This window comes from Curtobacterium flaccumfaciens UCD-AKU (genome assembly GCF_000349565.1).
Taxonomy (GTDB): Bacteria; Actinomycetota; Actinomycetes; order Actinomycetales; family Microbacteriaceae; genus Curtobacterium; species Curtobacterium poinsettiae.
In genome coordinates this window covers 180,245-193,254 of the sequence record NZ_KB714620.1, presented here as the reverse complement: position 1 = coordinate 193,254, position 13,010 = coordinate 180,245, and the positions used below count along the sequence as shown (strand labels likewise).

Sequence of the window (13,010 nt, the reverse complement as noted above, 5' to 3'; positions counted from 1 at the left end):
ACCGTGCCTGGGGCAGCCGGGCCGGCTGGGGCAGGCTGGGCACATGACGACGACACTGATCACCGGGGCCAACCGCAGCCTCGGACTCGAGACCGCACGCCGACTGATCGAAGCCGGCCACACCGTCCACGCCGGCATGCGCGACCCGGCCAGCGGCGACGACGCCCGGGCGCTCGGCGCCCACGTCGTGCAGCTGGACGTGACCGACCAGGCCAGCATCGACGAGGCGATCGCCACGATCCCGTCCTTGGACGTGCTGGTGAACAACGCCGGGATCCTCGGCGACTCGTTCGGGGTCGACGACCTCGACGCGGACGCGATGGCGACCGTCCTCGACACCAACGTCACCGGCATCGTCCGGGTGACCCAGGCCGCGCTGCCCCTGCTGCGACGCTCGGCAGCACCCGTCATCGTGAACGTCGCGTCGGGGGTCGGCTTCCCACGCTGGCTCACCACGCCCGGGCACGACGAGTACGGGGTGCCGGCCGTGCCGTACGCGGCGTCGAAGGCGGCCGTGATCGCGTTGACCGTGCAGTACGCGAAGAACCTGCCCGGGTTCCGGGTGAACGCGAGCGACCCGGGCTACACCGCGACGGCGTTCAACGGGTTCGGCGGGCACCAGACGATCACCGAGGGCACCGACGCCACGGTCGCGCTCGCGACGATCGGCACCGAGGGGCCGACGGGGGAGTTCCACAACCGCGAGGGACGCATCGAGTACTGAGGGCGGCGCTCCGTCAGTCGTGCACGTCGTCGCCGAAGCCCGGGCCGGGCCGCATCATCCACCCCTCCGGATCGGGCAGCGGCCGGAACCCGAACCGCTCGTACAGGCCGTGGGCGTCCGCGGTGAACAGGGCGAAGCGCTTCAGTCCGAGGGCCTCGACCGCCTCGGTCACCCCGCGCACCAGGGCGACCCCGACGCCCCGACCCCGGGCCCCTGGGGCGACGAAGACGTCCGAGAGCCAGCCGAACGTGACACCGTCGGTGACCACCCGCGCGTAGCCGAGCTGCTCGCCGGTCACCGCGTCGTAGACGCCGAAGTTCCGGGAACCGGCGATGATCGCGTCCTGGGTCGCCCGGTCGCGCCCGCGCGCCCAGTACGACTCCTCGCTCAACCAGCGGTGCACGCGGTCCACGTCGAGGTCGGCGGGGTCGGTGGAGAAGCGCAGATCCGTCATCGTCCCAGTCAACCGGAGACGCGGCCGCGGGGCGACGTCCGATCGGGATCCGGTGGACCGGTCCTCGATGCCGCCCGAGTCTGATCCAAAACGAATACGAAATATTCATTGCAGCATTCCAGATGGATTCCTACACTCCTGGGCAGTGGGTGCACCCTGCACCCGCCCGCACGAGGAGTCCCATGCGAACACGCATCCCGATCCGAGCTGTCGTCGCCACGGCGTTGTCGCTGACGCTCCCGCTCACCGCCGCCGCCCCCGCGGGCGCGACCCCGGCCGGGGGAGCGGTGGGCACGGCCACGACGGACCCTGCGACGTCGACCGTCCGTCCGGCAGGGACGGTCGGTCTCGCTGCGAAGGTCGCCAAGGACGGCAACGACCCGTTCACCCCGGACGACCGGCCCGGGGGCGACTCGAGCGGAACGAACGGCATCGTGCGGACACTCGACGCGATCACGTACAGCGTCGAGATGAGCGTGAACGACGGCGACAGCGTCAACCAACGGTTCGTCGTGACCGCTCCGGCCGGCACGACCTGGGCGGGGCTGCCGAAGCCGTGCACCGGGCCAGCGTCGCGCATCGACGGGCAGCGACTCACCTGCTCGGTCGGTGACCTGACCGAGGGCAACCTCGTCGAGGTCCCCGTCGTGCTCGACGTCTCCGGCACCATGCGGCACGGCGACGAGATCGAGGTCACGGTCGAAGCCACGGCGGACAACGCGGACAACGGCGTCGTGACGGCAGTCGCGCCGACCGTGACGGTCTCGGCAGCCGCGCGCTACAACCTGAGCAAGGACGTCGTCGGGTCCTCGCTCACCCCTGACGTCATCGGTCCCGACGGCGAGCGAGGCCTGCGTCTCGTCTACCCGATCGCGGTCAACTGGGAGCCCGTCGTCGCCGGACAGGGCCTGCTCGGGTTCGAAGCGAGCACCGGCCCGATGACCTTCACCGACGACGTGTCCGAGATCCTCGGCGACCTGCCGTCGACCGCCGTGCTGTGGAACGGGACCGCGCCTGCCTGCGGCGTGAACGCAACGAACGCCTGGCGCTTCGACGGCCTGCCGGGCGGACGGGGTGGCGGGCCGCGCAGCGTGGTCGACTCGGGGACCATCGTCTGCGCGCAGTCCTCGCCCGGCGCGGACGTCGACGTGACGATCACGGACACCGTCACCGACCCGGGCCGCATCCCCACCCAGTCGCTCAGCGGCGGCCCGGTCACGGGTGGCACCAGGGCGTACTTCGTCTCGGGCTACCTGAGCCTCTGGCTGCCCTACCCGCCGGGCTCGGTCCTGTCGACCAACCGGTACTCGGCTCTGCAGACCACGTCGGCGAGTGGCGCACAGAACTACCCCGGCAGCGAGGAGCCCCTCGCCGACAACAGCACGTCGCGCAACCTGGTGGGTGTCGGGTCCGGCACCGCCGGCAAGCGACTCTGGCGCGTGATCGACAGCGCCGGCACCACCGTCGAGGGTTCCGCCCGCGCGGGCGATCCATGGGTGACGCAGGGGCAGGTCCTGCGGAGCGACGTCACCGTCCTCAACGACGGGTACAGCCGCTGGACCGGCACGATCCTCTGCGACACCTTCGATCGCGGGACCCAGCGCCTCACCCGCGGGGGCACCCCGGGCGCGACGGCGTGGACCAGCGGGTTGAGCAGGCCGCGCATCGAGTACGCGGCCTACGACATGACGAACCCCGCGGCCGGGCGGGACCACACGTGCGGCGATGACGACGGACCGTGGTTCGCCAGCCCGGACGAGGTTCCGGGCGGTCGCGCCGCGGTCGGCGCCGTGCGCGCGCTCGGCGACGTCGACGGTGGGGCGAGAGCGGTGCTGCACACGTACGTCGCAGTGGCCGACGCACCCTCGGGGACCCGCGCGTACGACTTCGGACACGCCCTGCTCGGCGAACACACCGACGTCTGGACCCACGACACGGCCCGGCCGGAGAACGGTGCCGGAGCGATGGCCGACAGCGTCGTGATCACGGAGAACCTGGCACGCATCAGGAAGAAGATCGTCGACCCGGGCACGACCGCGGAGGACACACCGGACAAGACGAGCTTCGTCGGCTCCGGGAGCACCCTCGAGTACGCCCTCTACCCGACACTCACCAACGGCCACTCCGGTGGGCAGCCGACCACGGTGACGGTCCGCGACGTGCTGCCGATGCACACCGACTACATCCCCGAGAGTGCGTCCAGGCCGGCCGAGCTCGACACGATCACGGACAACGCCGGCAACCTCCGCCAGCGCCTCACGTGGACGCTCGACGGCCTGCAGCCGAACACGAGGATCCCGCCGATCACCTACGAGCTGCAGGTGTCGAGTCTCGCGCCTGCCGGACCGGTGCAGAACTACGCGACCATCGCCTCGCCGACGGACCGCTCGGAAGCGTTCCGCCGCGACACCCAACGAGCGGTGCAGGTCGTCGCCGCGGTCGGTGTCGGCGTGGAGAAGGTGGCGACCGAACCGGTCGTCGCGACGGGGGACCAGCTCGAGTGGGACCTGCTCTACACGAACCGCGACGCCCGGAGCATCAGCGGGCTCGACGTCATCGACGTCCTGCCGCACCGCAGCGACCCCCAGGGCTCCGCCTTCCACGGGGCCGTCTCGCTGGCCGACCGCGTCGACGTCGCGCCCGGCGCCGGTGAGACCGTGCGCTACACCACCAGCGATCCGGCCACGATCTCGCTCGACGGCACGGCAGCGTCCAACCAGCCGGGCGGCAGCACGCTCTGGTGCGCGGCGGCAGACCTCGGCGACCCCGCGTGCGGATCCGCGGAACTCGCCGACGTCACCGCCGTGCGGATCGAACGGACCCGCGGTGTCGCGCCGGGACAGACGGTCCGACACCACGTCGTGCTGCGGACCCACGGGGAGCGGGACGGCGACACCTACACGAACCGCTTCGGGCTCCGCGCCTCGAACCTCGAACTCGCCGCGCTGTCGAACCGCGCCACCGTGCGGGTGGTCGCCGGCAGCATCGGGGACCGGGTGTGGACGGACAGCAACGACGACGGCCTCCAGGGTTCCGACGAACCGGGCATCGACGGCGTGCCGATCCGACTGTCCGGCGTCGACGACCGCGGAACCGACGTCGCACGCGCGACCAGGTCCGGACCCGATGGGCAGTACTCCTTCGACGGACTCCGCCCGGGGGACTACGTCGTGGCCTTCACGGCTGCGGACGGCCGTCGGTTCACGAAGGAGCACGTCGGCACCGACGGCACCATCGACTCGGACGCCGGCCAGGACGGCGAGACGCCCGCGGTCTCGATCGCGTGGGAACGCTCCGACGAAGGCGCGAAGGAATCGATCACCCGCGACCGCACCGTCGATGCCGGACTGCTGCTCGGTGACTCGCCGTCGGATCCCGAACCTGAACCCGGGCCAGACCCCGGAACGGTTCCCGGCGCCGGCACGGTCCCCGGCGCCGGCACGGTCCCCGGCTCCGGGCCCGGGGGCGGGTCCGGGTCGACGGCCGTTCCGACTGTGGCGCCGTCGCCCGGAGCGCGCGGGGGCGTCCAGGGGCTCGCCTTCACCGGCACGTCGGGGACGCCGCTCGTCCTCGGCGTCGCACTCCTGCTGCTGGCGCTCGGGGCCGCGATGCTCGGAACGAACCGGAACCAGCGGCGACAGCGCTGATCCGTCACCGGCAGCACGGCGATGCGGCGGAGTCCTGACCTCCGGGGTCGGGGCTCCGTCGTCGTTCGACGCCGTCTGTCAGGATGGCGGCATGCGCGCCGTCCAGTACGCCCAGTTCGGTTCCGTCCCCTCGATCGTCGACCTGCCGGAGCCCGTCGCCCCGGACCACGGTGTCGTCGTGCGGGTGGCTGCCACCGGTGTCTGCCGAAGTGACTGGCACGCGTGGAAGGGCCACGACGACTCAGTCCGGCTGCCGCACGTGCCCGGCCACGAGTTCGCCGGCGTCGTCGCGACGATCGGCACCGACGTGCAGCGCTTCGCCGTCGGCGACCGGGTCACGGCACCGTTCGTGTTCGCCTGCGGCACCTGTGCCGAGTGCCTCGACGGCGCGACCCAGGTGTGCACCGCCCAGCAGCAGCCCGGCTTCGACCTGCAGGGGTCCTACGCGGAGTCGCTGGTGGTCCCGCACGCCGATCTGAACCTCGTCGCCCTGCCCGACGCCGTGGAGTTCACGGTGGCAGCGGCACTGGGCTGCCGCTTCGGCACCGCGTTCCACGCCCTGCACGCCCGCGGGCGGGTGAGCGCAGGGGAGTGGGTCGTGGTCTACGGCTCCGGGGGAGTCGGGCTGTCGGCGATCATGGTCGCCGTGGCCGCCGGTGCGCACGTGCTCGCTGTGGACGTCTCCGCGGCGGCGCTCGAACGGGCCGCAGCACTGGGTGCCGACACGGTGCTGATGGACGCCGGTGCGGTGACCACGGTTCGCTCCCGCACCGCCGGGGGAGCGCACCTGTCGATCGACGCCTACGGCAGCCGTGCCACCTCGGTCGCGGCGGTTGCATCCCTGCGTCCGCGCGGCCGACACGTGCAGGTCGGGCTGCTGCTCGACGACGAAGCAGCGCCGGCGATCCCGATGGGACGGGTCATCGCCGACGAGCTCGAACTGCTCGGCAGTCACGGTGCAGCGGTCGGGGAGTACGGCGCGATGCTCGACGCCGTCGTCAGTGGGCGACTCCGGCCGGAGGAGACGATCGGCCGCACCATCGGCTTCGACGACCTGCCCGAGGCGCTCGTCGCGATGGACCGGCCAGCCACTTCTCCGGGGATGACCGTCGCGACGTTCTGACGGTGCGCCGGCCCCGCGTCCTGTCTGGCATGCTGAACCGCGGGGGAAGGGGCGTCATGGAAGACGACACGCTCGAGGGACGCGCCGCTCGTCGTCGACGGACCGTGAAGAACCTGGTGATCGGTACGGTCTTCATGACGGTGTTCGTGCTCATCGTTGCCGCCTGCCAAGGCCACCGGCCGTACATCGCGTCCGATGCCGTCGCCACCCAGCAGGACGAACGGACCGTCGCTGTCGTGAACGCGTTCATGGAGGCGAACGGTGGCTTGTCGCAGTGGAAGGACTACTACGACGAGGGGGAGTCCCGGCCTGCGCCGTTCGGGGAACTGACCGGCGACTCCGTCTGCTCGAACACCGACGTCCTCGGCTTCACCACCGGTGATGCTGGGATCCGCCGGGAAGTGAACCTGTCGAGCACGTCTGCAGTGACGCCACGGACAGTGCTCGACAACGCCGAGCGGGTTTGGACGCGGTACGACATCAGCCGCCGTGGCGACGACCGGGGCCGGAGCACGTGGACCCAGGTGCGGTTCTCAGGAGGCCGGACCTCGCCGACCGTGTACGTCAGCTACGCCGGTGACGACCCGGATGCGAAGGTCAACATGCTGGTCCTTGCCGCATCCGTCTGTCGGGAACTGTGACCGGTGGAGGCGGGGCGTTCCGGAGTCCGGTCCACCTGAGTTGACATAATATGCATTATCGGCGCGCGCATGGACACCCGATCGGCGCTGAGTGAGCAGAAAAGGTCGGGTCCGTTCTCCGGACTCGACCTCTTCTGCTCACTGGATGACGACGGCGTCAGTCGGCGGGCTTCGTCGGGACGTCGTCGGCGTCGATCTCGAGCGCTGCCGGCTCGCCGCCCTGTTCCTCCAGGTTCCCTTGGTCGGTGTCGGGCTGCTCCGGCGACTCGCTCTGGGTGGTCTCTTCGGCTGGGTCAGGCTGGCTGTAGCTCATGCGCCGGACGGTACGCCCGGGTTCCTGGACACGTACCAGCGGCGCCGGAGATCGACAGCGGGCGCGTGGCGACTCAGCCACGCGCCCGCTGTCATGCGGCGATCAGCCTCAGTTGTTCATCGCGGGAACGACGATCGTCAGAGCGACGATGATGAAGATGATCGAGAGCACGAGGCCGATGACACTCAGGATGATGCCGGCGAGCACCATGCCTCGGGTACCGGCGTTGCGACGACGGGCGACGAAGCCCAGGACCAGGCCGATGATGCTGGCGATGAGTCCGACCCACACGAAGAGGAACGAGAAGACGACGCCGACGATGCCGAGGACGAGCGAACCGACGGCGATTCCGTTGCCGCTGTTGGTCGCGGGTGCGTTGCCGGGGTTGGACATGGTGGAGCTCCTTCTGGTCAGGACGCTGATCCAGGCCGGGTAGCCGATCGTGAGCGTCGGTCAGAACAGTAGTCCTCGCACACGGCTGGTGCCCAGATTCACCGTCCGAGCCTGTCCCCCGGCTCAGGCTCCGACGTACGCCGCCAGGTGCTGCCCGGTCAGCGTCGACCGGGCCGCCACGAGTGCAGCGGGCGTCCCCTCGAACACGATGCGCCCGCCGTCGTGCCCGGCGCCCGGCCCGAGGTCGATGATCCAGTCAGCGTGCGCCATCACGGCCTGGTGGTGCTCGATCACGACGACCGTCCGGCCGGCGTCGACGAGCCGGTCGAGCAGGCCGAGCAACTGCTCGACGTCGGCCAGGTGCAGGCCCGCGGTCGGCTCGTCGAGCACCACCACACCGCCCCGGTCACCGAGGTGCGTCGCGAGCTTGAGCCGCTGCCGCTCTCCCCCGGACAACGTGGTGAGCGGCTGTCCGATCGTCAGGTAGCCGAGCCCCACGTCTGCGAGCCGGGCGAGGATCGTGTGGGCGGCTGGCAGTGCGGACGCCCCCGCCGCGAAGAACGCCAACGCGTCGGCGACGGACATGCCGAGCACCTCGCTGATGTCCTTCCCGCCCAGGTGGTAGCCGAGCACGGCCTGATCGAACCGCTTGCCGTCGCACTCGACGCAGGGGCTCGCGACGCCCGCCATCATGCCGAGGTCGGTGTACACGACACCGGCACCGTTGCACGCCGGGCAGGCGCCCTCGGAGTTGGCGCTGAACAGTGCGGGCTTGACGCCGTTGGCCTTCGCGAACGCCTTGCGGATCGGTTCGAGCAGGCCGGTGTAGGTCGCGGGGTTGCTCCGCCGTGACCCACGGATACCGCTCTGGTCGATGGCGACCACGTCGCCGCGTCGGGCCAGCGACCCGTGGATGAGCGTGCTCTTGCCGGAACCGGCGACCCCCGTGACGACGGTGAGCACCCCGGTGGGGACGTCCACGTCGACGTCGTGCAGGTTGTGGGCCGACGCGCCGCGGATCGCGATCGCTCCGTCCGGACGACGGACGTCGGACTTCACGGTGACGCGGTCGTCCAGGTGCTGACCGGTCACGGTCCCGCTGGCGCGCAGCCCGTCGACGGACCCCTGGTAGCAGAGCGTCCCACCGCCGGAACCGGCACCGGGTCCGAGGTCGACGACGTGGTCGGCGATCGCGATGACCTCGGGCTTGTGCTCGACGACCAGGACGGTGTTGCCCTTGTCGCGCAACCGGACGAGCAGCTCGTTCATCCGCTCGATGTCGTGCGGGTGCAGCCCCGTGCTCGGCTCGTCGAAGACGTACGTGACGTCGCTGAGTGAGGAGCCGAGGTGCTTCACCATCTTCACGCGCTGCCCTTCTCCCCCGGACAACGTGCCGGTCGGACGGTCGAGCGACAGGTAGCCGAGTCCGATCTCGACGAAGGACTCGAGCAGGTCACGGAGCCCCTCGAGCAACGGCCCGACCCCCGGGTCGTCCAGACCCCGCAGCCAGGTGACGGTGTCGGTGACCTGCATCGCGCAGACGTCGGCGATGCTGCGGCCCGCGACCTTCGACGAGCGGGCGGTGTCGTTCAACCGGGTGCCGTCGCAGGCCGGACACGTCGTGAAGGTCACCGCACGGTCGACGAAGGCCCGGATGTGCGGCTGCATCGCCTCGCGGTCCTTCTGCAGGAACGATCTGCGGACCCGGTGCACGAGCCCCTCGTAGGTCATGTTGATGCCGGCGATCTTCTGCTTCGTCGGCTCGCGGTACAGGAAGTCCTGCCGCTCCTGCTCGGTGAAGTCGCGGATCGGGGTGTCCCGGTCGAAGTAGCCCGACTCGGCGTACAGCCGCACGTTCCACCCGTCGGTCCCGTACCCGGGGATCGTGAGCGCGCCGTCCCCGAGCGACTTCGTCTCGTCGAACAGCTGCGTCAGGTCGATGTCGTTCACCAGGCCCCGACCCTCGCAGTCCGCGCACATGCCGCCGAGCCGCGTGAACGAGACCTTCTGGGCCTTCGCGTCCGCACCCTTCTGCACCGTGATCGCTCCCCCGGCCGTCACGGTGGCGAGGTTGAACGAGAACGCGTTCGGTCCGCCGACGTGCGGCTGACCGAGTCGGCTGAACAGCACGCGCAGCATCGCGTTCGCGTCCGTCGCGGTGCCGACGGTGGAGCGCGGGTCGGCGCCGATGCGCTCCTGGTCGACGACGATCGCGGTGGTCAGGCCGTCGAGCAGGTCGACGTCGGGACGCGCGAGCGAGGGCATGAACCCCTGCACGAACGCGCTGTAGGTCTCGTTGATCATCCGCTGCGACTCGGCGGCGACGGTGCCGAACACGAGCGAGCTCTTGCCCGAGCCGGAGACCCCGGTGAACACCGTGAGCCGGCGCTTCGGCAGGTCCACGTCGACGTCGCGCAGGTTGTTGGCGCGCGCTCCGCGCACGCGGATCCGGTCGTGCCGGTCGGCAGGGTGCACGACGGCACCGGCGGGGTCGTCGTCGACCGGATCGGTGTCCATGCGGGTCAGCGTACCGACGGGAGGCCCGTGGCGGGGCCGCCACGGGCCTCCCGTCCGCTGGTGGGTCGGCCGTCAGGCCGTGGTGGGGTGCTCAGGCGCCGTGACGGCGCACCAGGTCCGGCAGCTCTGCGGGTTCGAACGCCTCGTCGGTCGCTTCGAGCTCCTCTGCCGTCCACCAGCGCGAGGCGAGGATGTCGACGCGTTCGTCGTCGGTCCACTCGGCGTCGGACAACTCGAAGCCCGGCGTGCGGACGACGTAGAACTCGGCGTGCCCACGGTCGTGGTCAGCGAGGTCCCACTCGACGGTGAAGTCCCACGACCAGACCGGTTCGCCGGGTTCGTCGATGACGATCCCGGTCTCCTCGCGCAGCTCGCGGATCGCGGCGTCGCGGTGGGACTCCCCCGGGTCGACGCCACCACCCGGCGTGATCCAGCGGTGGGCGCCGTCGGACGAGGGCGACTTCGTGTCCATCAGGAACACGCGACCACGGGGGTCGAGCAGCAGGATGCGGGAGGTGCGGCGCAGGCCGGGCTTGGCGGTCACCCGCCCGACGTTAGCCGACGAACCCGCTGACGTCGCCGACCAGCTTGGTGTGGTCGGCGGGGATCGGCTCGACGGCGGCCAGGGCGATCTCGGCCGCGAACTCGGACACGCTGTAGAGCTTGCCGACCTCTTGCCGACGGCCCTCGATCGCGCCGGGGTTCAGGCGGTTCAGGAGCGTCGCGGTGATCGTGCCCTCGATCATGTCGCCGGAGACGACGACGAACTCGATGCCCGCGGCCTCGAGCTGCGGGATGAGCGCACGGAGGGCGAGTTCCCCGGCACGCTTGCTCTTGGCGACCGGGACGTACTCGTCCATCGTCTCGGCGGTCTCGACGAAGTGTGCCTGGTGGCTCGTGACGAAGACCACGCGCGACCCGGCAGGCATGTGCGGCACGGCGGTCTGCAGCATGTCGACCTGGGCGTCGCGGTTCAGACGGAGCGCGTAGTCCTCGCCGACACCGGACTCCATGCCGCCCGAAGCGTTGAGCACGAGCAGGTCGATGCCGCCCCACTCCTGCACGACCGTGTCGACCAGGGCCTGCACGGAGTCGTGCTCGGTGAGGTCGGCGCCGACGGCCAGGGCGGAGCCACCGGACTCGACGATCTTCTCGGCGATCTGCTCGGCCCGCCTGGCCTTGTTGCGGTAGTTCACGACGACCTTCGCGCCGGCCTCGGCCAGGTACCCGACGGTGTCGGCGCCGATGCCACGGGACGAACCGGTGACGACGGCGCGCTTGTCGGTGAGGGATCCGGGGGCGAGGGGGTTGCTCACAGTCGTGTTCTCCAGGTCTGGTTCCGGCCGGTCGGGCGCACCGAGCCTACCAATCGCCTGCACGGTCGTCGGACGTCCTTGATATGTTGAACGGAGTTGTACCGGCTGTCGCGACGCAGCGAGCCGCCGCGCGCGACCGAGGGAGGGAGATCGCGTGAACGGAATCGATTGGATCCAGAGCATCGTCTGGATCGGCCTGGTGTTGCTCCTGGGCGTGGTCGAGATCTTCACTCTCGACTTCATCTTCATCATGCTCGCGGCGGGCGCCGCCGGCGGGTTGGTCGCCGCGCTCCTGGGCGCACCGTGGTGGCTGTCCGCCATCGTCGCCGCGGTGGCCGCCCTGGTGCTGCTGTCGCTCGTCCGACCGCGACTGCTCGTCGCCCTCGGCCGTGGCGCCGACCCGCACCGCACCAACGTCGAGGGCCTCATCGGGCTCGCCGGCACGGTCGCGGTCGCCTTCACCGCTTCCAGCCCTGGCCAGGTCCGCCTGGCCAACGGCGAGACCTGGAGCGCGCGGTTCGCCGCGGACTCCGTCGACCGCACACCGCCACTCGGGACCCCTGTGGTCGTCGAGTCGATCGAGGGGTCGACCGCGGTCGTACGCCTCGCAGAAAGGGCCACCTCGTGACCAGCATCTCCCCGGGGACGATCGCACTGCTCGTCCTCATCCTCGTCGTCGTCATCTTCGTGATCGTCGTCCTGGCGAAGGCGATCCGCATCGTCCCCCAGGCCACCGCGGGCGTCGTCGAACGTCTCGGCAAGTACCACAAGACCCTCAACCCGGGGTTGAACCTCCTGGTGCCGTTCATCGACCGTCTGCGGCCGCTGCTCGACATGCGCGAGCAGGTCGTCTCGTTCCCGCCGCAGCCCGTGATCACCGAGGACAACCTGGTGGTCTCGATCGACACGGTCGTCTACTTCCAGGTGACCGACGCCCGTGCGGCGACCTACGAGATCGCGAACTACCTCGGCGCCGTCGAGCAGCTCACCACCACGACGCTCCGCAACGTGGTCGGTGGCCTGAACCTCGAAGAGGCCCTGACCAGCCGCGACAACATCAACGGCCAGCTGCGCGTCGTCCTCGACGAAGCGACCGGCAAGTGGGGCATCCGGGTCGGCCGAGTCGAGCTCAAGGCGATCGAGCCGCCCGTGTCCATCCAGGACGCCATGGAACAGCAGCTCCGTGCCGAGCGCAGCCGTCGTGCCGCGATCCTGCAGGCCGAGGGCACCAAGCAGTCCCAGATCCTCGAGGCCGAGGGCCAGCGGCAGGCCGCGATCCTGGCGGCCGAGGGTGACGCCAAGGCGCAGGTCCTGCGTGCCGAAGGTGAAGCCCAGGCCATCGCGACCGTGTTCGAGGCGATCCACACCGGTGACCCCGACGAGAAGCTGCTGTCCTACCAGTACCTGCAGACCCTGCCGAAGATCGCGGAGGGCACGTCGAACAAGCTCTGGATGATCCCGAGCGAGTTCACCGAGGCCCTGTCCGGCATCGCCAAGGGCTTCAGCGCCAGCCGCGGTGGTGGCGGCGCCGGACCGGTCGCCGGTGCTGCAGGTGCTGCCGGTGGCGCGGACTTCCTGTCCCGTATCTCGAAGCTCGCGAACGAGAGCCTGGCGAACACCGCCGCGGGCGGATCCGCCGACACGACGATGCCGCGCGCGGACGCCACCGCCGCCGACATCGTCCCCGAGTCCGAGCTCGACGCGCGTCTGGCCGAGTCGAACCGCAGCGTCGACGCCCACATCGCGGCCGCCGATGACGCGACCGCCGAGCAGGTCGAGGACACTCCGACGACGCCGGGCGACGACGCTTCCGGTCACCGGACGAGCGACGGCTCCGGTCGGCGCTGACACGTCGGCACGAACGAACGACGACGCCCGCCCC

The 13,010-nt window shown here is 70.6% G+C and carries 12 protein-coding genes; 6 read left to right on the top strand and 6 right to left on the bottom strand.

What is annotated here, in order from left to right; genetic code table 11:
* The first annotated feature begins 43 nt into the window (after nucleotides 1-43).
* Nucleotides 44-724 carry an SDR family NAD(P)-dependent oxidoreductase gene (locus H489_RS29185; protein ID WP_017887326.1) on the top strand — a complete coding sequence of 227 codons (681 nt, stop codon included), beginning with the start codon at nucleotides 44-46 and terminating at the stop codon, nucleotides 722-724.
* A 13-nt stretch (nucleotides 725-737) separates the two neighbouring features.
* Here the strand turns inward: H489_RS29185 and H489_RS29180 are convergent, their stop codons facing one another.
* Nucleotides 738-1,178 carry a GNAT family N-acetyltransferase gene (locus H489_RS29180; protein WP_017887325.1) on the bottom strand — a complete coding sequence of 147 codons (441 nt, stop codon included), beginning with the start codon at nucleotides 1,176-1,178 and terminating at the stop codon, nucleotides 738-740.
* 182 nt (nucleotides 1,179-1,360) lie between these two features.
* On the opposite strand from H489_RS29180, the gene H489_RS29175 reads away from it, so the two are divergent.
* The 3 genes from H489_RS29175 (at nucleotide 1,361) to H489_RS29165 (ending at nucleotide 6,589) form a co-directional block, all read left to right on the top strand.
* Nucleotides 1,361-4,825 carry an SdrD B-like domain-containing protein gene (locus H489_RS29175; RefSeq protein ID WP_031259814.1) on the top strand — a complete coding sequence of 1,155 codons (3,465 nt, stop codon included), beginning with the start codon at nucleotides 1,361-1,363 and terminating at the stop codon, nucleotides 4,823-4,825.
* Nucleotides 4,826-4,916: 91 nt separating this feature from the next.
* Nucleotides 4,917-5,948, top strand: coding sequence for an alcohol dehydrogenase catalytic domain-containing protein (locus H489_RS29170; protein WP_017887324.1), 1,032 nt, complete (start codon nucleotides 4,917-4,919; stop codon nucleotides 5,946-5,948).
* Nucleotides 5,949-6,004: 56 nt separating this feature from the next.
* Entirely contained in the window at nucleotides 6,005-6,589 is a 585-nt protein-coding gene (locus tag H489_RS29165) for a hypothetical protein (protein ID WP_017887323.1), read from the top strand.
* Nucleotides 6,590-6,746: 157 nt separating this feature from the next.
* Here the strand turns inward: H489_RS29165 and H489_RS38225 are convergent, their stop codons facing one another.
* From H489_RS38225 to H489_RS29145, 5 genes are all read right to left on the bottom strand, one after another.
* Nucleotides 6,747-6,902 carry a hypothetical protein gene (locus tag H489_RS38225; RefSeq protein ID WP_017887322.1) on the bottom strand — a complete coding sequence of 52 codons (156 nt, stop codon included), beginning with the start codon at nucleotides 6,900-6,902 and terminating at the stop codon, nucleotides 6,747-6,749.
* 108 nt (nucleotides 6,903-7,010) lie between these two features.
* On the bottom strand, nucleotides 7,011-7,295 hold the full coding sequence (locus H489_RS29160) for a DUF4190 domain-containing protein (RefSeq protein WP_017887321.1): 285 nt from the start codon (nucleotides 7,293-7,295) through the stop codon (nucleotides 7,011-7,013).
* 123 nt (nucleotides 7,296-7,418) lie between these two features.
* Nucleotides 7,419-9,812, bottom strand: a complete 2,394-nt coding sequence (locus H489_RS29155; RefSeq protein ID WP_017887320.1) for an ATP-binding cassette domain-containing protein — start codon at nucleotides 9,810-9,812, stop codon at nucleotides 7,419-7,421.
* Between the two features lie 91 nt (nucleotides 9,813-9,903).
* Nucleotides 9,904-10,356 (bottom strand): NUDIX hydrolase, encoded by a 453-nt coding sequence (locus H489_RS29150; RefSeq protein WP_017887319.1) that lies wholly within the window; start codon nucleotides 10,354-10,356, stop codon nucleotides 9,904-9,906.
* Between the two features lie 10 nt (nucleotides 10,357-10,366).
* Complete coding sequence (locus tag H489_RS29145) at nucleotides 10,367-11,128, bottom strand: SDR family oxidoreductase (RefSeq protein WP_017887318.1); 762 nt, start codon at nucleotides 11,126-11,128, stop codon at nucleotides 10,367-10,369.
* 154 nt (nucleotides 11,129-11,282) lie between these two features.
* Between H489_RS29145 and H489_RS29140 the strand changes: the two genes are divergently transcribed.
* Together H489_RS29140 and H489_RS29135 are read left to right on the top strand one after the other, a co-directional pair.
* Nucleotides 11,283-11,756, top strand: coding sequence for an NfeD family protein (locus H489_RS29140; protein WP_017887317.1), 474 nt, complete (start codon nucleotides 11,283-11,285; stop codon nucleotides 11,754-11,756).
* A complete protein-coding gene (locus tag H489_RS29135; RefSeq protein ID WP_017887316.1) occupies nucleotides 11,753-12,976 on the top strand; it encodes an SPFH domain-containing protein in 1,224 nt (407 codons plus the stop codon). Before H489_RS29140 ends, H489_RS29135 begins: the two co-directional genes overlap by 4 nt.
* Nucleotides 12,977-13,010: the final 34 nt, after the last annotated feature.